The organism is Enterococcus pallens ATCC BAA-351, assembly GCF_000407485.1.
GTDB classification, from domain to species: Bacteria; Bacillota; Bacilli; order Lactobacillales; family Enterococcaceae; genus Enterococcus_A; species Enterococcus_A pallens.
Window position 1 is genome coordinate 1270583 of the sequence record NZ_ASWD01000002.1, and the last position, 23919, is coordinate 1294501.

The following is a 23919-nucleotide window of genomic DNA, read 5'->3' on the forward strand; positions in this document are numbered from 1 at the left end:
ACTGCTAAAAGAAAAAATCAATTATGCATCGATTTCAGGTGCTTTGCCTAATTTTGCTTGCAGCATCCAAATTTTCTTCTCTACATCTGTCTTGTATTCAATAAAGATATCTTGCGTGCAATCGTCGCCTTCTTCACCAGTTACATCGATTCCTTTTTGGTAAAGGTCTGCTAAGTAACGGTATCCTTTAACTAAGATTTCCATCCGTTCTGGAATAGTACGATCCCAACGGCCTTTTTCATCTTCAATTCCAGTATGCTCTGCCCATTCGCTTAACGTTGAGAAAGGAGACCCATCCAAAGTAATTAAACGTTCTGAAATCACATCCAATTGGTCATTAATTTCATCCATGTAATCGTCCATCAATGGGTGCAATGTTAAAAATTCAGGTCCGCGCATATACCAGTGTGTTTGGTGAATAACTACTGAAAATTGACTTAAATCCGCTACCAGTTGATTCAATACTTCTTTTGTTTTTTCAAACTTCATAAATGCATTCCTCCTAAATTTTGTCTCAATAAAAGCATAGTATACTTTGGCAAAAAGTACAAAGAATTTGATAATTTTTTTTGTATTTTGCGTATCTTCTTTTAAAAAGGAGGATTTACACGATGCAATTTCTTTTGTTTATTATCGGAACAATTATCGGCTCATTCCTTTGTTTGGTAGTCGACCGACTGCCTAAGCAACAATCGATTCTTTTTCCGGGCTCTCACTGTACGTATTGTAATCAAACTTTGCGACCGTTGGAGCTGATTCCAGTCATCTCGATTATTTTGCAGGATTTTCGCTGCAGCCATTGTCATCACAAGCTGCCTCTGCGGTATCTTTTTTGCGAAGTATTCGTCGGATGCCTGTTTGTCCTTTTCTTATCAGAGTTAACTTGGCAAAATCTCTGGCTGCTCTTTTGGGTGCTAAGCAGTTTTACGCTAGCATTGATCGATTACGATACGTTTTTAGTGGAAGGTAATCTTTTACTTTTTAGTGGTTCGCTGCTGATTATTGGTGCTTTATTTCTCAGCTGGTCGCTGCACTGGACTTATCCGTTGATTATGATTGCCAGTTTTTATTTGCTGCAGCGACTGATGCCTGACAGCATGGGCAGTGGGGATTTATGGATCATTGCCCTTTGGAGTCTGTTTTTAAAGATCGATGAGCTGCTGCTTATTTTGATCATAGCTTCTGGCAGCGGAATTCTTTTTTACAGTTTGCAACAGCTGCGAAAGAAAAATATAACTGAAATTCCTTTTGTCCCCTTTTTATTCTTCGCACTTCTTATACTGCTGCTCATAAAAAAAGCCTAGAACAAAATTATGCTCTAGGCTTGCTTCTATTTCCAATTTTTGCGAATAAATCCAGCTCGGCCGGAGCCTTCACTGTACATTTTGTAATGCATTTTATTCTTCTTATAGTAATCTTGGTGGTAATCTTCAGCTGGATAGAAGGTTTTGGCTGGTTCAATCGACGTTACGATTGGTTTGTCAAAACGTCCGCTAGCCTGCAAGCGTTCCTTAGATGCTTCAGCGACTTCCTTTTGCTCAGGAGAATTGTAGAAAATAACCGGGCGGTAAGAATCTCCACGATCGGCAAATTGCCCAAAAGCATCAGTTGGATCGGTTTGCTGCCAATAAATTTCGACTAGTTGTTCATAAGAAATTATATCAGGATCAAAGGTAATCTCTACGGCTTCGGTATGTCCCGTTAGACCAGATCCCACCTGTTCATAGGTTGGGTTCGGTACATGTCCACCAGTATAACCAGAAACAACTGCCTTAATTCCTGGCATTTGATCAAACGGCTTCACCATACACCAAAAACAGCCACCTGCAAAAATTGCTTTTTCTTCTGCCATTGCATTCATCCCCTTTGTCTCTATCATAGTCCCTTTTATTTGAAATGAAACAAATTTGCTCATGAATGGAAAGAATTTATAAATATGCTGTCAATAGAGTAACTCTATCTATGGAATTTATTTTTCGTACGCATACCATCCAACTATACTTTTCTATTGAATTATTTGTTGCTAAGCAGTAATTTTCTTCTATTTTACTATCACTGCCAAAAGTTGGACTGGCAGCTAACTCTTTTCTTGGAATTCATTTTTCCAAAAAGCAAGAAAAATGAGTTCTATTTTCGTACGCTTACCATCCAACTATACTTTTCTATTGAATTATTTGTTGTTAAGCAGTATTTTTCTTCTATTTTATTATCACTGCCAAAAGTTGGACTGGTAAAAAGGACCTGCCCAAATGAATTGAGCAGGTCCTTTATCTTTTAGCCTAATGGATTGTTTAAAGCATCTTCAGCAGCTAATTGGGCTTCAATATCAGAGATACTGTAGACATTTTCACTGGCTACGACAACTTCTTTTGGTTCCATATTGCGGTAACGAGCCATACCAGTACCGGCAGGAATAATCTTACCGATAATAACATTCTCTTTCAATCCAAGTAATGGATCTTTCTTACCACGGATCGCAGCATCGGTTAAGACACGCGTTGTTTCTTGGAAGGATGCAGCTGACAAGAAGCTGTTAGTTTCCAAGGAAGCTTTGGTAATACCTAGCAAGACTGGACGAGATGTCGCAGGTGAGCCACCAGCTACCAATGTATTGTAGTTACGGTCTTTAAAGTCGGCAATATCCATTAATGTACCTGGTAAGATATCAGAATCACCTGGATCCATTACGCGGACTTTACGCAACATTTGACGAACCATTACTTCAATATGCTTATCGCCGATTTCTACCCCTTGCATCCGGTAAACACGCTGTACCTCACGCAACAGGTAAGTTTCAACTGAGATCACGTCACGCACTTGCAATAAGTGTTTCGGATCAATTGAACCCTCTGTTAACGGTGCACCACGGTGTACAATATCACCTTCTACAACTCTCATACGAGAAGTATAAGGGACAGTGTAAGTTCGAGTATCAGTTTCACCTTTAACGGTTACTTCTTTTGAACGTGTAGCAGCATCTTCAACAATTTCAGATACTTCACCTGTTACTTCAGTGATAACCGCTAAACCTTTAGGATTACGTGCTTCAAAGATTTCTTGGACACGAGGAAGACCTTGAGTAATATCGTCTCCCGCAACCCCGCCGGTATGGAAGGTACGCATGGTCAACTGAGTACCAGGTTCACCGATAGATTGAGCAGCGATAGTACCAACTGCTTCACCAACTTCAACGTCATCGCCAGTAGCCAAGTTACGGCCGTAGCAATGTTTACATACACCATGTTTAGTGTTACATGTAAAGACAGAACGGATCGTTACTTTTTCAACACCTGCATCAAGCATGCGTTTTGCGTCTGCTTCAGTAATTAACGTATCACCTGGCAACAGTACTTCGCCTGTTTCAGGATGCATAACAGTTTTTTGTGTGTAACGTCCGACTAAGCGCTCTTCTAATGATTCGATAATTTCGTTGCCTTCGCGAATCGCTGAGATTTCCAAACCGCGGTCAGTTCCACAGTCGTCTTCACGAACGATAACATCTTGGGCCACGTCAACCAAACGACGAGTCAAGTAACCAGAATCGGCTGTTTTCAAGGCCGTATCAGTCATCCCTTTACGAGCTCCGTGAGTGGAGATAAACATTTCCAAGACGGACAACCCTTCACGGAAGTTTGAAATGATCGGCAATTCCATGATTTGTCCATTCGGAGCGGCCATCAATCCACGCATACCAGCAAGCTGAGTAAAGTTGGAGATGTTACCACGGGCACCAGAATCAGACATCATGAAGATTGGGTTTTTCGCATCTAAGGATTCCATCAGTTTTTGTTGAATGGCATCTTTAGCAGCGTTCCAAACACCAATTACGCGTTCATAACGTTCGTCATCAGTAATCAAACCACGACGGAATTGTTTTGTAATGACACCGACCTGCTCATGAGCTGCATCGATGATTTCTTGTTTTTCAGCCAAGGCCATGATGTCAGCAATCCCAACAGTCATACCAGCCATAGTTGAATGCTTATACCCTAGATCTTTCATGCGGTCCAACATCATAGACGTGTCTGTTACTTTGAAACGCTTGAAGACTTCAGAGATAATGTTTCCTAAGTTTTTCTTCTTGAACGGCAAGATAATTTCCTGTTCCTTAATAATCGCAGGAATATCCGAACCTCTTTCGACAAAGTATTTGTCAGGGGTATATTGCGTCAAGTTGAAATCAGTTGGTTCATTCAAGTAAGGGAACTCCTGAGGCATGATATCGTTAAAGATAATCTTACCAACCGTTGTGATCATTAGACGTTCTTTTTGCCATTCAGTAAATGGTTTGTCGCCTAAAGTGTTTGGATCAACAGCTACACGAGAGTGTAAATGCACATAACCATTACGCCATGCCAATACAGCTTCGTTCATGTCGCGGAAGATCATGCCTTCTCCTTCACGGCCTTCTTCTTCCATTGTCAGGTAATAGTTACCCAAGACCATATCTTGAGATGGTGTAACTACTGGTTTACCATCTTTTGGATTCAAAATGTGGGTTGCAGCCAGCATCAGCATACGTGCTTCAGCTTGTGCTTCCTCGCCTAGTGGCAAGTGAACCGCCATTTGGTCTCCATCAAAATCGGCATTGTAGGCTTCACACACTAGCGGGTGAAGACGGATTGCACGACCCTCAACTAAGATTGGCTCAAACGCTTGGATACCTAGTCTGTGCAAAGTAGGTGCCCGGTTCAATAGAACTGGATGTTCACGAATAACTTCTTCCAAGATATCCCAAACTACATCTTCTTGACGTTCAATCTTACGTTTTGCATTCTTAATATTTGAAGCAATTTCCCTTTGTACCAATTCTTTCATTACGAAAGGCTTGAACAACTCGATGGCCATTTCTTTTGGCAAACCACATTGATACATCTTCAAGAACGGTCCAACAACGATAACCGAACGTGCAGAGTAGTCAACCCGTTTACCCAGCAAGTTTTGACGGAAACGACCTTGTTTCCCTTTCAGCATGTGAGAAAGAGATTTCAATGGACGATTACCTGGTCCAGTAACTGGACGTCCGCGACGGCCATTATCAATTAAAGCATCTACCGCTTCCTGCAACATCCGTTTTTCATTTTGAACAATGATATTCGGTGCATTCAAGTCTAATAGACGTTTCAAACGATTGTTCCGGTTAATTACCCGACGGTACAAGTCATTCAAGTCAGAAGTCGCAAAACGACCCCCTTCTAGCTGAACCATTGGACGCAAATCTGGCGGGATAACAGGAATAACATCCATAACCATCCAGCTTGGACGGTTGCCAGAAGAACGGAAGGCTTCCAATACGTCTAAACGACGAATGGCACGAGTCCGTTTTTGTCCTTGCGCAGTCTTTAATTCCTCTTTCAATTCGGCAGATTCGCCTTCCAAATCAACTTGATCTAACAGTTGTTTGATCGCTTCTGCACCCATGGCAGCCTGGAATTCTTGACCATATTGATCACGTTTTTCACGATATTCACGTTCAGTTAATAATTGTTTCTTTTCTAAGCTTGTATTACCAGGCTCGATGACTACATAAGAGGCAAAGTAAATAATTTCTTCCAGCGCACGAGGGCTCATATCTAAAATAAGACCCATACGTGAAGGAATACCTTTAAAATACCAAATGTGTGTCACAGGAGCAGCTAATTCAATGTGCCCCATACGTTCACGACGAACTTTTGAGCGAGTAACTTCCACGCCACAACGGTCACATACAATACCTTTATAACGGATACGTTTATACTTTCCGCAGGCACACTCCCAGTCTTTGGTAGGACCAAAGATCCGTTCGTCAAATAACCCTTCACGTTCTGGCTTTAAGGTACGGTAGTTAATGGTTTCCGGTTTTTTTACTTCACCGTAAGACCAGCTTCTGATTTTTTCGGGAGAAGCTAAACCTATTTGCATACTTTCGAACTTATTAACATCGATCAAAAGGGTTTCCCTCCATTTCTTATACTCCGCAAGTCATCTAAACCACTAGATGACTTGCGTCAAACGGACTCTTATAAGTCTTCTGCTGTTTCAATTTCCTGGATTAAATCTGCGGCCTGGCTTTCACGTTCAGCAGCGGCTTTTTGTTCCAAAGCTTTCGCTGTTTGTTGTTCAGCAAACTTGGTTAAAGCATCCACTGTGATCAAGTCATCGTCATCATCATCCATGTCACGCAGTTCAATTTCTTTGTCATCGATATCCAATACCTGCATATCTAAACCAAGAGCTTGTAATTCTTTCACCAATACGCGGAAAGATTCAGGAACGCCTGGTTTTGGAATTGGTTCACCCTTAACAATCGCTTCGTAAGTCTTCACACGACCAACTACGTCATCTGACTTGTAAGTCAAGATTTCTTGCAAGGTATAAGCAGCACCATATGCTTCCAGTGCCCAAACTTCCATTTCCCCAAAACGTTGTCCACCGAATTGTGCTTTACCACCTAATGGTTGTTGTGTAACAAGAGAGTAAGGTCCAATTGAACGAGCATGCAGCTTATCATCAACCATGTGGGCCAATTTGATCATGTACATAACACCAACAGAAATACGGTTATCAAATGGTTCACCAGTACGTCCGTCGTAAAGAACCGTTTTCGCATCGCCAGCCATGCCAGCTTCACGTACAGTTTCCCATACGTCAGTATCAGATGCACCATCAAATACTGGTGTTGCTACATGAATACCTAATGAACGAGCAGCCATCCCTAAATGCAATTCCAATACTTGTCCGATGTTCATCCGAGAAGGTACCCCTAATGGGTTTAACATGACATCAACTGGTGTACCGTCTGGCAAGTAAGGCATGTCCTCTTCTGGCATAATGCGAGAAACAACCCCTTTGTTTCCGTGACGGCCGGCCATTTTATCCCCTTCATGGATTTTACGTTTTTGAACAATATAAACACGTACCAGCATGTTAACACCTGGTGATAATTCGTCGCCTGCTTCACGAGTAAAGATTTTCACATCATGAACAATGCCGCCGCCGCCGTGAGGAACACGTAACGATGTATCACGTACTTCACGGGCTTTTTCACCAAAGATCGCATGCAATAAGCGTTCTTCAGCAGATAATTCAGTTACCCCTTTTGGTGTTACCTTACCCACTAATAGATCGCCATCGTGAACTTCGGCACCAATGCGGATAATCCCCATTTCGTCCAAGTTCTTCAATGCGTCTTCCCCAACGTTCGGGATTTCGCGGGTGATTTCTTCAGGTCCTAATTTAGTATCACGAGCTTCTGATTCATATTCTTCAATATGGATAGAAGTGTATACATCATCTTTCACTAGACGACGACTCATGATAATCGCATCTTCATAGTTGTAACCTTCCCAAGTCATGAAGGCAACGACTACGTTTTGACCTAAAGCCAATTCGCCATTTTCCATTGAAGGTCCATCAGCCAAGATGTCGCCAGTTTCAACTTTTTCACCTAGTTCGACTAGCGGACGTTGGTTGTAGCTGGTTCCTGAGTTGGAACGACGGAATTTAGTAATATCATATTTATCTAATGCGCCATTGTCGCGACGAACCCGTACTTCAGTTGCGTCAACGAATTCAACAACACCATCATTTTTACATAATAAAGCAGCACCCGAGTCATGAGCAGCTGTATATTCCATACCAGTACCAACCCATGGAGAACGTGGTTGGATCAATGGCACAGCTTGCCGCTGCATGTTGGCACCCATCAAGGCACGGTTGGAGTCATCGTTTTCCAAGAATGGAATACACGCAGTTGCGACCGCAACTACCTGCTTAGGCGATACATCCATGTAATCCACTTTATCAATGGTCACTTCTAAGTTTTCACTAGTTGCACGAGCCATAACCAGATCTTCAACAAATGTGCCGTCTTCGTTTAACTTACTGTTAGCTTGGGCAACAACATAGTGATCCTCAGTATCAGCAGTCAAGTAATCAATGTGCTCGGTTACACGACCAGTCGCACGATCCACACGACGGTAAGGTGTTTCGATAAAACCAAATTTGTTCACCTTAGCGTAAGAAGCCAGGCTGTTGATCAACCCGATATTCGGACCTTCTGGTGTTTCAATCGGACACATACGGCCATAGTGAGAATAGTGAACGTCTCGGACTTCATAACCAGCACGGTCACGAGTCAAACCACCCGGTCCTAAGGCAGATAGACGACGTTTATGAGTCAACTCACCCAGTGGGTTGGTTTGATCCATGAACTGTGACAACTGGGAAGAACCAAAGAATTCTTTGATACTTGCGACAACTGGACGAATATTGATCAACTGTTGCGGAGTCAAAGTTTCAGTATCTTGAATCGACATCCGTTCCCGAACCACACGTTCCATCCGAGCTAACCCGATGCGGAATTGATTTTGCAGCAATTCGCCAACCGAACGGATACGACGGTTTCCTAAGTGGTCGATGTCATCCACGTTGCCGATGCCTTCCATCAAGTTCAGGAAATAGCTCATAGAAGCAATGATATCAGCTGGGCGTACCGTACGGATAGCCGCAGGAGGATAGCCATTACCGATAACTGTTACTTCACGCTCTGGATCTTTTGGTGAGTACACTTTAATTGGTTGAACTGTCATTGGTTCAGTTACAACAGCGTCATCTGAAGGATAGTAAGTTACTGAATTTAAGCCTTTTTCCAAATGAGGCCCTAATTCTTCCATCACTTGGTGAGTTAAAACAGTCCCTTTTTCTACGATGATTTCGCCAGTTTCTGAATCCACTAAAGTTTCAGCCAAAGTCAAATTCAACAAACGAGTTCTCAAGTCTAATTTTTTATTTACTTTGTAACGACCAACATTAGCTAAGTCGTAACGTTTAGGATCGAAGAAACGCGCAGTCAGCAAGCTTCTTGAGCTGTCCGCTGTTTTCGGTTCGCCTGGACGAAGACGTTCGTAAACATCTTTCAAGCCTTCTTCGGTTCTAGAATCACTTGGGTTTTTATGCAAGTCTTTTTCAATAGTATTGCGCAATGATTCGCTTTCGCCAAACAATTCCATGATGGTATCATCTGAGCCAAAACCTAATGCACGTACCAGTGTTGTCAAAGGAATCTTACGTGTGCGGTCAATCCGTACATAAGAAATATCTTTTGCATCGGTCTCCATTTCCAACCATGCACCACGGTTAGGGATGACAGTCGAGCCAAAGCCTTCTTTCCCGTTTTTATCTACTTTTCCATGGAAATAAACTCCAGGAGAACGTACCAACTGCGAAACGATTACCCGTTCAGCACCGTTGATAATAAAGGTTCCTTGTTCAGTCATTAATGGGAAATCACCAAAGAATACTTCTTGGGATTTAATTTCGCCAGTTTCGCGGTTTACTAAGCGCAAAATAACATGTAGAGGGGCAGAGTAGTTTGCATCGTGTTGGCGTGCTTCTGCGACGGTGTATTTTGGTTCCTTCAATTCATAGTCAACAAATTCCAATGACAAGTTTCCGGTAAAGTCTTCAATTGGCAAAATGTCTTCAAACATTTCTCTTAGGCCTTCGTCTAAGAACCATTGATAAGAGTCGGTTTGAATTTCGATCAAGTTCGGTAATTCCAATACTTCACTGATGCGGGCAAAGCTTCTACGTGTGCGGTGTTTCCCGTATTTCACGTCATATCCAGCCAAGTTCTTCACTCCTTGTTAAAAGTCTGAAAACCGATCCGAAGATGAATGACATTTTTGTTACGAATATTAAATTCATGTAACAAGAGACATTTTTTGCGGCTTTTAGGCAAAAAAAAACCAAAAATAGAACGTTCTCTTGAAAAATTTTCGTGAGCTTCTACTTTTGTTTCCTTTATTTTAAACCGAAACGGACAATATTTCGTTCCTGTCTTTGATCATTTCAGATAGTTTTAGCAACTTCATATAATACATGAATCCAATAGGAATGTCAATAGCTCCTGAAGGTTATCCATCTCTAGGTATAGCTTTTCTTAAACAAAGTAGCAATGTATAAACTCTCTTAATTTTCTGAATTTTTCATTTTTATTATTGACATCTCATTTTTCTTATCTTATACTAATGAACAACCAGAAGTGGAGGTCTTTATTATGACAAAGATGAAAAAACCACAATTGAATAACCGCTACTTTAGCTATTTTAGATAATGTTTGTATTCATCACTGGATGCAAACAGGGCAAAACGCAAGTTTGTATCTATGATGGCTAGAGCAATTTCACGTACCACCAGCCACGTAGAGGAAATACTAAGTGGCTGAGGATAAGAAAATGATTATCTCGTATGTACAATCATCCACTTAGCATTCTGAGTGGGTGATTTTTTTATTACAAAAGGGGAGAGAAAAATGAAAAAAACTTTATTAGCAGGAATTAGCGTACTTACTTTATTAGCACTAGGAGCTTGCGGAGGCGGAAGCAACGATACAACCGACAGTTCAGGCGGCGCAGCTAACAGCGATGCGAAGCATGTAGGAGTTTTACAATTGGTGCAACATGCTTCATTAGATGGAGCTTATGAAGGCTTCAAAGAAGGTCTAAAAGAAGGCGGCTATACCGAAGGCGAAAACCTAGTTATTGATTATCAAAACGCACAGAACAATCAAGACAACTTGAAAAGTATGAGTGAAAAATTAGTTAAGGATAAAAATGATCTGTTGTTGGGAATCGCAACACCTTCTGCACAGTCATTATTGAATGCAACTACTGACATTCCAATCGTTGTAACTGCCGTAACTGATTTAGAAGAAGCAAAATTAGTCAAAAGTGATAAAGAACCTGGCGGCAACTTAACCGGAACAACGGACATGGTGCCGATCGACAAACAAATAGACTTGCTTTTATCTATCATTCCAGACGCTAAAAAAGTAGGTATTATGTACAATGCTGGTGAAGCGAACTCTAAAATCCAAGCAGATCTGGCACAAGAAGCACTAGAAAAAGCTGGCGTTGAAGTAGTTACAAAAACTGCCAATACTACAAACGATGTGCAGCAAGTAACTGAATCTCTGGCCAATGAAGTAGATGGAATTTATGTTCCAACTGACAATACCTTCGCTAGTGCAGCATCTATTATAGGTGAAGTTGTAAAAGAGAAGAAAATCCCATTAGTTGCTGGATCAACTGACCAAGTAGAAGCAGGCGGATTAGCCACTGTCGGAATCGATTACAAAAAATTAGGAAAACAAACTGGCTTGATGGCCGCAAAAATCTTAGATGGCGATGCAGAACCAGCTACTACACCAGTTGAAAGTGCTGATAGCCTAGAATTAGTTGTCAACAAAGATATGGCCGAAGCTTTAGGAATCGACCCAGAAAGTATCAAAGAACCAGCGTAAGAAACGCACCCAGAAAGAAGGATGAAGGATGAATATTTTGTCACTATTACTCTCAGCTACGTCACAGGGACTTCTATGGTCTTTACTTGCGATTGGTGTTTACCTGACCTTTCGTATTTTGGATATCGCCGATCTAACCGCTGAAGGAAGCTTTCCTTTAGGCGGCGGGATCGCGGCAATTATGATTGTCAACGGCACTCATCCGGTTTTAGCCACCATTGCTGCCTTTTTCGGCGGCATGCTGGCTGGCCTGGTGACTGGAATTTTAAACACCAAATTCCGTGTCCCTGCTTTGTTAGCCGGAATCATTACCATGACCGGCTTGTACTCTATTACTTCTCGGGTAATGGGCGCTCCCAATATTGCATTATTAGGTGAAGATACTGTCTTCACTCCAATTCAAAATATGGGACTGCTGAAAAATAATGCTGTAATTGCAGTTGGTGCTTTAATCGCTGCTTTAGTAATTATCTTACTGGTTTTATTTTTCCGTACAGAAATCGGTTTAGCCATTCGAGCTACCGGAGACAATCCTGACATGAGTGAAGCGAACGGGATTAAGACTGAAAACATGAAGCTTTTAGGCTACATGATCTCTAATGGTTGTATCGCACTATCCGGTGCATTATTGGCGCAAAACAACGGCTTTGCCGATTTGAACTCTGGTGTAGGAACGATCGTAATTGGTCTGGCTTCCATCATCATCGCTGAAGTTCTGCTGCACAATCGTCCTATTGCGACTCGCTTAATTACTATTGTCGCAGGTGCTATTATTTACCGTTTCATTTTGGCCTTAGTATTCGAAATGAATGTTCAACCAACCGATTCAAAACTTGCTTCTGCTATCGTCTTGGTGGTTTGCCTATCCTTGCCGCAAATTCGTCAAAAGCTAGGATTGAATATCCCAAAAAAAGATCGTAAGAAAGGAGTTGAGAACAATGCAACCAGTCTTAAAAATCAGTAATCTGCATCAATACTTTGAACGTGGGACAATTAACGAAAACCATGTGCTGCGTGGCATTGACTTAGCGCTAGAACCTGGAGACTTTGTTACGATCATCGGCGGAAACGGCGCCGGTAAATCCACTTTACTAAATAGTATCGCAGGTACATTGCCAATCGAAGAAGGCCAAGTCTTTCTAAACGATGAAGAAATTACTAAACAATCTGTAACTAAACGTGCCAAGAAAATCAGCCGCGTGTTTCAGGACCCGCGTATGGGGACTGCTGTGCGTTTAACAGTTGAAGAAAATCTAGCTCTAGCGATGAAGCGCGGTTTCCAGCGTGGCTTTGGTTTAGGGGTTCGCAGCAAAGATCGCGAATTCTTCCGCGAACAGCTGGCAACTCTTGATTTAAACTTAGAAAATCGCTTGGATGCCGAAATCGGTTTGTTATCCGGTGGACAGCGCCAAGCAATCACCTTATTAATGGCTACCTTACAGCGGCCAGAATTAATTCTGCTGGATGAGCATACTGCAGCGTTGGATCCGAAAACCTCCATCACTGTTATGCACTTAACTGAGAAATTGATTCGTGAACATCAATTAACAGCCTTCATGGTTACCCATGATATGGAAGATGCCATCCATTACGGCAATCGTTTGATTATGCTGCACCAAGGTCAAATTGCTATCGATATTCGACAAGAAGAAAAAGAACACTTAACTGTACCGAAGTTAATGGAATTATTCCATCAAAACTCTGGGGCCGAATTAAAAGACGACGCTCTATTGCTGAGCTAAACCATCAATTTTTCATCCTTCTTGGCAGACTACTTTGCGGTAGTCTGCTTTTTTTGATACACTGACCAAAAAGGGGGAACACCTTGTTGTCAACAAAAGAAAAAGTATTGCAAAAATTAAAAACCAACACTGATTTCGTATCAGGTGAACGATTGGCCCAAGAACTGCAGCTTTCCCGAACTGCTATTTGGAAGGCCATTAAAGAATTAGAAAAAGCCGGTTATCAGATTGAACATCACTCAACTGGTTATCGCTATCAAGCTTCTGACGTATTAGACGCTGCAGAAATAGCCGCTGGAATTCAGCAGCCCTTGACAATCCGTGTTTTGGATACCTCTGTCTCCACCATGAAGGATGCACAGATGGCGGTACTAAACGGTGAAGAGCCTCCAATTTTAGTAGTAGCAGACATGCAGGAAGCTCCTCGCGGCCGTTTCAATCGACCATTTTTTGCTCTGGAAAAAGCCGGAATTTATATGAGTATTCTATTAAAACCAGATACTCAGCTGCATGAATTACCACAATATACCGTACTAATGGCTGTGGCAGTCGCTCAAGCAATTGATACTCTTGCAGGAGTTAACACTCAAATTAAGTGGGTCAACGATATCTATTTAAATGGAAAAAAATTCGTGGGTATTCTCTCAGAAGCAATGATGGATGTAGAAGCCAACAGCCTGAAACACGTCATTATTGGAATGGGAATCAATTTTTCTATCCCTCAAGAAAAATTCCCAGCTGAGCTTCAGGAAAGAGCCACCTCCCTATTTGCAAATGGCGAACCAACGATTACCAGAAACCAGCTGATTATTGAGATTTGGAATCGTTTCTTTCAATTATTAGAACAAAAAGATTTGAATTATCTATCTGTCTATCGCGAAAAGTCATTTGTCTTAGGCAAGCAGGTAACTTTCCAGCAAAAAAGCCAACCATTTACAGGCAAAGCCGTTGGTATCAGCGATACTGGTGAATTACTGGTTGACCTAGATGGTGAAATAACCGCCCTGTCTTCTGGCGAAATTAGTTTAAGCAGTATCCAATAAAAAAGGAGCTCCTCTCAGCAATCCTTGAGAAGAGCTCTTCTTTTAATCAGCCAAACGTTCATTCAATTTTAAATCTTTGCCTTTTTTTCGTAAATCAGCCAATTCCGCCACGGCAGTGAAAAACAAATCATTGGAAGAATTAACCGCCGTTTCAACTGAATCCTGAATCACACCGATAATAAAACCGACACCAACTACCTGCATCGCAATATCGTTAGGAATCCCGAATAGACTGCAGGCTAACGGAATCAATAATAGTGATCCTCCAGCAATTCCAGAAGCACCACATGCAGATAGTGCCGACAATACGCAAAGTACTAAAGCTAAACCTATATTAACCTCAATGCCTAAAGTATGCACAGTTGCCAACGTCATAATGGAAATAGTGACGGCTGCTCCACCCATGTTAATGGTCGCACCTAAAGGTAAAGAAATTGAATACGATTCTTCACTTAACCCTAAATGCTTTGCCAGCATCATGTTAATCGGAATATTTGCCGCCGAACTGCGCGTGAAGAAAGCAGGAATGGCACTTTCCTTCAAGCAGAAAAAGACTAGCGGATACGGATTTTGACGAATCAAGACAAATGCTACTAATGGATAAGCGATCAATGCAACTACCAGCATAGTCCCAACTAGCAACAATAATAATTGACCATATTGAGCCAAGCCCTTCACACCTGTTGTTGCCACCGACTGATAAACAAGTCCTAAAATACCAAAAGGTGCCAGAGCAATAATCAATTGAACAACATGAGTGATCGCAGTTGATAAATCATCTGCCAAATCTTTGGTTCGCGGATCACGTGTCCGCAAAGCAAAACCAATCAAGGCTGCCCAAAATAGCACAGCTAAATAATTCCCCTCCGCCATTGCTTGAATCGGATTTTGTACAATATTGGTTAAAATCGTATTTATTACTTCACTCAATGCCTGAGGTGCTTCTTGCATACCAGAAACTTGCTGCAAGGTAATTTGAACTGGGAAAATAAAGCTGGCCACTACAGCAATTACTCCCGCCAATAATGTTGTAAATAGATACAAAGCAATAATCGGTTTAATAAAGGTTTTTGTTCCCGTCTGATGCTTTGCAACAGAAGCTAAAATCAAAACAAATACTAAAATCGGAGCGATTGCTTTCAAAGCACCCACAAACAAATCTCCCAATACTGCAATAAATGACCATTGAGGAACAACAATCCCCAGTATTGCCCCAACAATAATACCAATTGCAATTCTTTTAATCAGGGATAAATTCTTAAAAAAATCCAACAAAACAATTTCCTTCTCTCTATATCATTTGCCATATCGAATAAGTAATTTGCTCCTTAACCTACATAGCCATGTTTATTCTATCGATAATAAAATGAGTTTTCAAGAAGAATTATAAGCTTATTTTCATTTTAATTAGAATATGCCAAAAAAACTTGTGATATGTAAAAAAGTCACTATGAAATCAAACTAGTTGATCTCATAGTGACTTTCTTAAACCTCTTGACTAGCGCATTGTAACAAATTCTTCACTACCAGTAGGGTGGATAGCTACCGTATTGTCGAAATCCTTTTTAGTTGCCCCCATCTTAATTGCTACCGCAAACCCTTGAAGCATTTCATCAACACCAACACCGATACCATGCAGTCCGACAATTTTCTCGTCTTCACCTAAACATACCAGCTTCATGTCGCATTTTTGCCGGTAATCACTCAAAGCAAAGTACATCGGAGTAAAGCGAGAATGATAAATCTTGATATCTTTTGAACCATACCGTTCAATTGCTTGTTCTTCAGACAAGCCAATTGTAGCAATTGTTGGATGAGTGAAGATAACCGTTGGAATATTCTCATAATCCAAATACTCCTCTTTCTTCCCATTGAATAAACGTTCAGATAACCTACGACCGGCTGCAATTGCTACAGGGGTCAAATCTACCTTCCCAATTACATCTCCAATCGCATAAACACCTTCAGCAGTAGTGTTTTGGAATTTATCAACCTCGACAAAGCCTTTTTCATTTAACGCTACCGTTGTATTTTCAATCCCCAGCTTATCTGTATTAGGCTGACGACCACCTGAAAAAATGACACAATCACCTGTTAAAGCTTCACCATTTTCAAAATAGACCGTAAAGTTGCCTTGGTCATCCTTTTCAATTTTTTCAGCCACAAAGTATGGATGTAGTTCCATATGGTTATCGCGATAAATTTCCATTAAGTTCTCTGCCAACATTTTGTCAAAAGTCCGCAGTGGCTGACCGTAACGAAAAGCCCAATGAACCTTTGTACCCATTCCTTGTAGAACACCACTTAATTCCGCTGCAATATAACCGGCACCTAGCATAATAGCTTCTCGTGGTTGCTTCTTCAAAGCAAAGAAACCATTAGAATCAATCGCTAGTTCACCACCAGGAATCTGCATTTGGGAAGGACGTCCACCTGTTGCAATTAAAATATGTGGTGCGGTATATTCCATATCGTTCACTTCCACTACATGGTCTGATTTAAAAGTCGCATAACCATGGATACGTTTAACCTTATTGCTGTCTAATCCACGATTGTAAGCACCATGTAAGAACTCAATATATTTTTCACGACGTTCCACTAATTGTTCAAAATTGAAATTTTTTACATCCGCTGCAATACCATAGCTTTCAGCATCTCGTTCGATCATTTCAAGCATAGTGCTGGCTTGCCACATTACTTTCTTAGGAACACAGCCCACATTTACACACGTTCCGCCAATCTCATGACCTTCAATTAGCAAAACCTTTGCACCGTGCATACCTGCACGATTTGCTGAAGCAATTCCACCACTTCCGCCACCTATCACAATGTAATCATATTGTTCCATTCTCGTTCCTCCTAATCAGACTATCCACTTCATATATTTGAGGATTAATCTTTTTTCTTACGAATCATATCACCAGGCTTCACTGGTTGGGCTACAGGCATCGTAAGAATCATCATTGGATTTGGTGCCCGATCAATCGATTCACCATCTTCATTCTTCATCTCTTCCACCGTTTGATGGAAATGCTGGAAATTGGGACCATAGAACTCGATCTCATCTCCTATACGAAAATGATTTCGTTGACGAATCGTAGCGATTCCCGTCGTTTCGTCATAAGCCAACACTTCCCCAATGAATTTATACACCGGAATTTTCCGACGTGCACCAAATAATTGATCGTCCTCAGTAGGTACATGATAATAGAAACCGGTAGATAATTCACGTTGTGCGACTTTCCACAGTTCATCAATCCACTCTTGCTTGCAGACATAATTTTCTGGATCAGCCATATAGCTGTCAACTGCAGCCTTATACACATTAGATACGGTTGATACATAATGAATGGACTTCATGCGTCCTTCAATCTTCAAACTATCTACCCCGTTTTCAATTAAATCGGGAATGTGCTCGATCATGGACATATCCACGGCACTCATTGAAAATTCTTCTGTCACATCACCATTATCTGTTAATGACCGATGTTCTTGTGCAAAGGGCATATCAAATAATTCATATTTCCACCGGCAAGACTGCGAACATCCTCCACGATTAGCATCCCGCATCGACATATGATTAGAAAGTGTACAGCGGCCAGAATAAGAAATACACATAGCACCATGTACAAAGGCTTCAATTTGAACATCTGTATGCCGACGAATTTCAGCCAGCTCATCCATCGAGACTTCACGAGCTAAAACTACTCGTTCCAAGCCTTCTTCTTTCCAAAATTCCAACGTTTCATAATTAGTGGCAGAAGCTTGCGTCGAAAGATGAATTTCTAAACCTGGTGCTTCTGCTGCACAAATTTCAATCAAGGCCGGATCTGAGATAATAACTGCTGATATTCCAATATCTCGCAATTTACGGAAAAATTCCCCCGCACCTTTTTCATTACCTTCATGAGTTACCATATTTGCCGCTACATAAACCTTAGCATTATGTTCCTTTGCAAAGGCAACTCCCTCTTCCATTTCCTCAAACGAAAAATTTCCAGCTCTCGAGCGCAAGCCATACGCATCTCCGCCAATATATACTGCATCTGCGCCATAATGAATCGCAGTTTTTAGTTTTTCTAATGTTCCGGCTGGTGCTAAAACCTCCGGACGTTTTAACTGTTTTTGTCCCATTGTTTTGCTCCTCTATTTAATAGCTTCTGGATCTAAATAATAAAAGCCTGTATCTAAACCTCGTTCCGCAGGATGAAGTAGTTGAATTTTTTCTTCTGCAGCATTAGCTTGTTCCTCTGACCAGCTTCCAGCTTCCAGCGCTTCCTTGGCTGCAGCAAATATTTGCGCAATCTCTATAAATTCTTCGCCCGGTGTAAATAGCCCATCCAGTTTCCAAGTAGTAAACCCTTGCGTGTATAGTTCACTCAATTCATTAATCAAGTTCAAATCATTATCAGCAAAAATATGCGTGCCATGTTGATCCTCATAAATTGAATAATGCGTTTCTTCCTTTTTTGGCTCTGACAAAAACAAACCGCGTTTACGATCAATCATTTCAGCTTGACCAGTAAAGTTAAAGTAATTTTGCAACAACGGACGCTTAGACTGGTGAATACAAGTTGCTCCATATACTAACACTTCCACTGGAATAGTTACCTGTTGAGCCAAAACCTTCATTTCCTCAAAAGGAACTTCGCGAGCCAACAATGCTCCTACTGCTCCTTTTTTCTGCCAGAAATTAATTTGCCGAGCATTAGTAACCAAAATTTCTGCATCATAAATAAAAGACAGCGGATAACCACCTTTGCGCAAGACCTGGATGACTCCCGTATCACCAACTACTATTCGATCTGGTTGGCACGCTGTCAGAAAATCTAAATATTCTGGTACCTGCTTCATTTTTTCAGGATGCATAATGGCATTAAGAGCAATGTTTACCTTTTTGCCTTTTTGATGTGCATATTCAATTACTTCTTTTTGTTCCGCTCGAGAAAATGAAGCTGGCAAGCGTAAGCCAAACTCTTCTTCTCCTATATATAATGTATCAATACCTGCATCCAATAACGCTTTTGCTTGAGCGATAGATTCAGCGGTAGCAATGATTTCAATCATCTTTTGTCCTCCTTTATGACTGTTTCATACTATCACAGCTCTGAGAAGTTTCCAACCAGCTTTATAAAAAAAGAAGCTCTCCCAAAAAGGAAAACTTCTTCATTACAATTAAACTTCTTGAGGAACCTTATTTTCTTTAGGCGCCCGAACGGTAAGAGTAATCTTACCTTTGCTGGCACCAATGGTAACGGCATCCCCTAATTGAATTTGGCCAGAAAGCAATGCTTCTGCCAAACGATCTTCTACTTCTTTTTGCAAAGCTCGACGAATTGGGCGAGCACCATATTCAGGATCAAATCCAACCTTACCAATAACATCAAAGGCCGAAGAAGTAATCTTCACTTTAATTTCATGCTCAGTCATACGTTCAACTATTGAGCGGCTCATGATTTTTACAATCTCATGAATCTGTTCTTGATCCAATGATTGGAACACCACTGTTTCATCAATCCGGTTCAAGAACTCAGGACGAAAGGCTTTTTTCAACTCTTCAAGAATGCGTTTTTCCATCGCATCATGATCTTTTGTAATATCTTTAACATTAAAGCCAACATTTTTCTCTTCACGAATCTCAGTAGCTCCAATATTAGACGTCATAATTAGAATAGTATTACGGAAGTCCACTTTACGCCCTTTAGAATCCGTCAAATGCCCGTCATCTAACACTTGCAACAAAATATTAAATACGTCCGGATGAGCTTTTTCAACTTCATCCAGCAAAATTACTGAATAAGGTTTTTGCCGAATCTTTTCAGTTAATTGTCCACCTTCTTCATAACCAACATAACCAGGAGGTGAACCAATTAAACGACTCGTACTGTATTTTTCCATAAATTCGGACATATCTACCCGAATTAAAGCCTCTTCACTTCCAAACATTGCTTCAGCTAAAGCTTTTGCCAATTCAGTTTTACCAACACCAGTAGGTCCTAAGAACATAAATGATCCAATTGGACGATTTGGATCTTTCAATCCGCTGCGAGCTCGTCGAATTGCCCGGGAAATAGCTTTTACTGCTGTATCCTGTCCAACTACCCGTTTGTGTAGCACGCTTTCCAAATCAAGCAAACGCTGGCTTTCTTTCTTTTCTAATTGCTGCAGTGGAACACCTGTCCATTGAGAGACAACAGCCGCAACGTCTTCATCCGTAACCCGGTTGATATAGCCATTTTCTTGTTTTGCTTCTGTAATGGCAGCTTGCTCCAATTCCTGTGTCATTTGTTTTTCTTTCATACGTAACCGAGCGGCTGCTTCAAAATCTTGATTTTGAATAGCTTTTTCTTTTTCTTCAACCAGATTCTGAATTTCTCGCTGCAATTCATCTAGTTCGGAAATTTCATCGGTTGTATCCAAACGAACCTTTGCCGCTGACTCATCCATTAAATCAATAGCTTTGTCTGGCAGCTGACGTGAATTAATGTACCTCACTGATAGAGAAACAGCCGCATGTAATGCTTCATCAGTAATTTCAACGCCGTGATGCTCTTCGTAACGCGGACGCAAACCCTTTAAAATCTGTTCCGCTTCTTCAGGTGTAGGTTCTTCCACTTGAACCCGTGCGAAACGACGCTCTAATGCAGAATCTTTTTCAATATACTTCTGATACTCATCTAGGGTAGTTGCACCAATTGTTTGCAACTCACCACGTGCCAACGCAGGTTTTAAAATATTCGAAGCATCAATAGCTCCCTCTGCCCCACCAGCACCAATCAATGTATGCAGCTCATCTATAAATAAAATAATTTTTCCATCATGATAAATCTCGTCAATAACTTTTTTTAAGCGATCTTCAAATTCGCCGCGATATTTAGTGCCAGCAACTAAAGCTCCCATATCCATCATCATTAAACGTTTTCCCCGCATATCTTCTGGGACATCATTAGAAATGATTCTCTGTGCTAAACCTTCAACAATAGCAGTTTTACCTACGCCAGGTTCTCCCACTAACACAGGGTTGTTTTTAGTTCTACGACTTAGAATTTGAACTACACGACGCACTTCGCTTTCACGTCCCACCACTGGATCTAGCCTTTTTTCTCTAGCCAGTTTGGTTAAGTCCCTAGCAAGACTATCCAAAGTTGGCGTACCTTGAGAAGTATTTTGCTGGCTACTTTTTGCTGCCGGTTTACGACGTCCCATACCTTGATGATTCTGTGAAGCATTCTCAGTTACACCCATCTTTTTCAATAGCAGCTGACGCATTTTAGGCAAGCTCAACCCCAAATTAACTAAAATATGTGAGGCTAGAATTTCATCATCTCTTAGTAATCCAAGTAGAATATGCTCTGTTCCTACCAATTTTGCATTAAATCTTTTTGCTTCATCGTCGGCAAAAATCAAAATTTGTTTTGCTCGTGGTGAGTAAGGCAAATAACTTCCTTCTGGATAAGTTTGCATAGAACCATAACCGGTCATATGCTCAATTTCCTCGCGAATATCGTTTTCATTAGCATTCATCTGTCTTAAAGTTTTCCCAGCAATTCCTTGTTGTTCAATGACTAACGCCAACAACAGGTGCTCAGAACCAACAGATCGATGCTTGAAATATTTCGCTTCTTCTTGAGCTATTGCTAAAACAGCCTTCGCTCGTTCCGTATATAGCTGATCCATTTACCTCACTCCTTTTTCTCGTAACTCAAACGTTCTAAAAATCCGTGCAAAATTCGGGCACGCAATCTATTTTCAATTTGACTTATTCCAAGAACACTCTTGGATACCGCGCTCAACATCAAGTTTCCTTCATTTTCGGTAATAATACGCTCTTCAAACAGTTTCTGGATGATTCCAAATGCATTTGCTTCCGATATTTCTTTTCCAAATGAATCCATCAATTGCTCTAAAAAATAGTGCTGATCTGAGATCTTAACCTTGCTAATACGGATGTAACCACCGCCACCCCGTTTACTTTCCACTAAGTATCCTCGTTGAAAGGTAAAGCGTGTATTGATCACATAATTGATTTGTGATGGAACACAATTAAATAATTGTGCCATTTCCGCTCGTCTAATCTCAATGTTTTCATGGTTTTCCAATATTCCTTTAAGGTAGGACTCGATCAAATCAGAGGTGTTTCTACTCATAAAATCCCTCCTATTGACTAATACTGACCTTAATTATATCGAATTTAGGAAGCGAAATAAAGAAGAAAGGTTCAACATTTGCCATATTTAAAAAAGGATAAAAAAAAAGAAGGCACAAGACCTTCTTTTTTATCGGGAAGACAGGATTCGAACCTGCGACCCCTTGGTCCCAAACCAAGTGCTCTACCAAGCTGAGCTACTTCCCGAAAAACAAAAAAACTACGCGCCCAAGAGGAGTCGAACCCCTAACCTTTTGATCCGTAGTCAAACACTCTATCCAATTGAGCTATGGGCGCAAAATTTAGTTAATGCCGAGGACCGGAATCGAACCGGTACGGTAATCACTTACCGCAGGATTTTAAGTCCTGTGCGTCTGCCAGTTCCGCCACCCCGGCGTCTTTCCCCTGGTCTTCAGGAAAGCGGAAAACGGGGTTCGAACCCGCGACCCCCACCTTGGCAAGGTGGTGCTCTACCACTGAGCTATTTCCGCGTTTGATGCCGGCTAAAGGACTTGAACCCTCGACCCTCTGATTACAAATCAGATGCTCTACCAACTGAGCTAAGCCGGCTTTCTCTAAGTGCGGGTGAAGGGACTTGAACCCCCACGCCCGAAGGCGCCAGATCCTAAATCTGGTGCGTCTGCCAATTCCGCCACACCCGCATACTTTATGAGCCGTACAGGGCTCGAACCTGTGACCCTCTGATTAAAAGTCAGATGCTCTACCAACTGAGCTAACGGCTCATATGGGGGTTAACGGGTTCGAACCGCTGACCCTCTGCTTGTAAGGCAGATGCTCTCCCAGCTGAGCTAAACCCCCATGGGTTGCGTGGCGACGTCCTACTCTCACAAAGGGAAACCCTTCACTACAATCGGCGCTAAGAAGCTTAACTTCTGTGTTCGGCATGGGAACAGGTGTATCCTTCTTGCCATCGCCACCACACTATTTACTTGAGTAAGTTTCGCTCACTCAAAACTGGATCAGAAAATAAACTCTTCCGAGTTTTTTGGTTAAGTCCTCGATCGATTAGTATCAGTCCGCTCCATACATCACTGCACTTCCACTCCTGACCTATCTACCTGATCTTCTCTCAGGGATCTTACTTTCTTAAAGAAATGGGAAATCTCATCTTGAGGTGGGCTTCACACTTAGATGCTTTCAGCGTTTATCCCTTCCCTACATAGCTACCCAGCGATGCCTCTGGCGAGACAACTGGTACACCAGCGGTAAGTCCATCCCGGTCCTCTCGTACTAAGGACAGATCCTCTCAAATTTCCAACGCCCGCGACGGATAGGGACCGAACTGTCTCACGACGTTCTGAACCCAGCTCGCGTGCCGCTTTAATGGGCGAACAGCCCAACCCTTGGGACCGACTACAGCCCCAGGATGCGACGAGCCGACATCGAGGTGCCAAACCTCCCCGTCGATGTGGACTCTTGGGGGAGATAAGCCTGTTATCCCCAGGGTAGCTTTTATCCGTTGAGCGATGGCCCTTCCATGCGGAACCACCGGATCACTAAGCCCGACTTTCGTCCCTGCTCGAGTTGTAGCTCTCGCAGTCAAGCTCCCTTGTGCCTTTACACTCTGCGAATGATTTCCAACCATTCTGAGGGAACCTTTGGGCGCCTCCGTTACTCTTTAGGAGGCGACCGCCCCAGTCAAACTGCCCATCTGACACTGTCTCCCAGCCCGATCAGGGCTGC

General features: G+C 41.8%; 15 protein-coding genes, 8 tRNA genes and 2 rRNA genes. 5 read left to right on the plus strand and 20 right to left on the minus strand.

The features are described from left to right. Window positions 1-21: 21 nt before the first annotated feature. Window positions 22-489, minus strand: a complete 468-nt coding sequence (locus I588_RS12440; protein ID WP_010756198.1) for a Dps family protein — start codon at window positions 487-489, stop codon at window positions 22-24. 122 nt (window positions 490-611) lie between these two features. Between I588_RS12440 and I588_RS12445 the strand changes: the two genes are divergently transcribed. Next, window positions 612-1304: a prepilin peptidase gene (locus tag I588_RS12445; protein WP_010756197.1), complete on the plus strand. Its 693-nt coding sequence runs from the start codon at window positions 612-614 to the stop codon at window positions 1302-1304. Between the two features lie 26 nt (window positions 1305-1330). Here the strand turns inward: I588_RS12445 and msrA are convergent, their stop codons facing one another. The 3 genes from msrA to rpoB all read right to left on the minus strand — a co-directional run bounded on the left by msrA (window position 1331) and on the right by rpoB (window position 9611). Then, window positions 1331-1852 (minus strand): peptide-methionine (S)-S-oxide reductase MsrA, encoded by a 522-nt coding sequence (msrA, locus tag I588_RS12450; protein WP_034692858.1) that lies wholly within the window; start codon window positions 1850-1852, stop codon window positions 1331-1333. 422 nt (window positions 1853-2274) lie between these two features. Next, the gene (gene rpoC, locus I588_RS12455) at window positions 2275-5928 is read right to left on the minus strand and encodes a DNA-directed RNA polymerase subunit beta' (RefSeq protein WP_010756195.1); all 3654 of its coding nucleotides are present in this window, start codon (window positions 5926-5928) and stop codon (window positions 2275-2277) included. 71 nt (window positions 5929-5999) lie between these two features. Further along, window positions 6000-9611: a DNA-directed RNA polymerase subunit beta gene (rpoB, locus tag I588_RS12460; RefSeq protein ID WP_010756194.1), complete on the minus strand. Its 3612-nt coding sequence runs from the start codon at window positions 9609-9611 to the stop codon at window positions 6000-6002. 683 nt (window positions 9612-10294) lie between these two features. Here rpoB and I588_RS12465 point away from each other — a divergent pair. The 4 genes from I588_RS12465 to I588_RS12480 all read left to right on the plus strand — a co-directional run bounded on the left by I588_RS12465 (window position 10295) and on the right by I588_RS12480 (window position 14069). Further along, a complete protein-coding gene (locus tag I588_RS12465) occupies window positions 10295-11284 on the plus strand; it encodes an ABC transporter substrate-binding protein (RefSeq protein WP_010756193.1) in 990 nt (329 codons plus the stop codon). Window positions 11285-11312: 28 nt separating this feature from the next. After that, on the plus strand, window positions 11313-12248 hold the full coding sequence (locus tag I588_RS12470; protein ID WP_010756192.1) for an ABC transporter permease: 936 nt from the start codon (window positions 11313-11315) through the stop codon (window positions 12246-12248). After that, window positions 12223-13026 (plus strand): ABC transporter ATP-binding protein, encoded by an 804-nt coding sequence (locus I588_RS12475; protein ID WP_010756191.1) that lies wholly within the window; start codon window positions 12223-12225, stop codon window positions 13024-13026. Before I588_RS12470 ends, I588_RS12475 begins: the two co-directional genes overlap by 26 nt. 86 nt (window positions 13027-13112) lie before the next feature. Further along, a complete protein-coding gene (locus I588_RS12480) occupies window positions 13113-14069 on the plus strand; it encodes a biotin--[acetyl-CoA-carboxylase] ligase (RefSeq protein WP_010756190.1) in 957 nt (318 codons plus the stop codon). Window positions 14070-14111: 42 nt separating this feature from the next. Here the strand turns inward: I588_RS12480 and sstT are convergent, their stop codons facing one another. The 16 genes from sstT to I588_RS12560 form a co-directional block, all read right to left on the minus strand. After that, window positions 14112-15344: a serine/threonine transporter SstT gene (gene sstT, locus I588_RS12485; RefSeq protein WP_010756189.1), complete on the minus strand. Its 1233-nt coding sequence runs from the start codon at window positions 15342-15344 to the stop codon at window positions 14112-14114. 223 nt (window positions 15345-15567) lie between these two features. Next, window positions 15568-16917, minus strand: a complete 1350-nt coding sequence (gor, locus tag I588_RS12490; protein WP_010756188.1) for a glutathione-disulfide reductase — start codon at window positions 16915-16917, stop codon at window positions 15568-15570. Window positions 16918-16961: 44 nt separating this feature from the next. Further along, window positions 16962-18203: a peptidase U32 family protein gene (locus I588_RS12495; RefSeq protein WP_010756187.1), complete on the minus strand. Its 1242-nt coding sequence runs from the start codon at window positions 18201-18203 to the stop codon at window positions 16962-16964. Window positions 18204-18215: 12 nt separating this feature from the next. After that, entirely contained in the window at window positions 18216-19136 is a 921-nt protein-coding gene (locus I588_RS12500; protein ID WP_010756186.1) for a peptidase U32 family protein, read from the minus strand. Window positions 19137-19244: 108 nt separating this feature from the next. Beyond that, a complete protein-coding gene (locus tag I588_RS12505; RefSeq protein WP_010756185.1) occupies window positions 19245-21746 on the minus strand; it encodes an ATP-dependent Clp protease ATP-binding subunit in 2502 nt (833 codons plus the stop codon). 5 nt (window positions 21747-21751) lie between these two features. Further along, window positions 21752-22216 (minus strand): CtsR family transcriptional regulator, encoded by a 465-nt coding sequence (locus tag I588_RS12510; protein WP_010756184.1) that lies wholly within the window; start codon window positions 22214-22216, stop codon window positions 21752-21754. 132 nt (window positions 22217-22348) lie between these two features. Next, a tRNA-Pro gene (locus tag I588_RS12515) sits at window positions 22349-22422 on the minus strand. A gap of 16 nt (window positions 22423-22438) precedes the next feature. After that, window positions 22439-22512, minus strand: a tRNA-Arg gene (locus I588_RS12520). 13 nt (window positions 22513-22525) lie between these two features. Further along, window positions 22526-22611, minus strand: a tRNA-Leu gene (locus tag I588_RS12525). Between the two features lie 23 nt (window positions 22612-22634). Continuing rightward, window positions 22635-22706, minus strand: a tRNA-Gly gene (locus I588_RS12530). A 6-nt stretch (window positions 22707-22712) separates the two neighbouring features. After that, window positions 22713-22785 (minus strand) — tRNA-Thr (locus tag I588_RS12535). A gap of 10 nt (window positions 22786-22795) precedes the next feature. Beyond that, window positions 22796-22877 (minus strand) — tRNA-Leu (locus I588_RS12540). 8 nt (window positions 22878-22885) lie between these two features. After that, window positions 22886-22958: transfer RNA gene (locus tag I588_RS12545), tRNA-Lys, on the minus strand. A gap of 3 nt (window positions 22959-22961) precedes the next feature. Beyond that, window positions 22962-23034, minus strand: a tRNA-Val gene (locus I588_RS12550). Between the two features lie 7 nt (window positions 23035-23041). Next, window positions 23042-23157 (minus strand): 5S ribosomal RNA (gene rrf, locus I588_RS12555). Window positions 23158-23221: 64 nt separating this feature from the next. Beyond that, window positions 23222-23919 (minus strand): 23S ribosomal RNA (locus tag I588_RS12560); the annotation flags it as partial.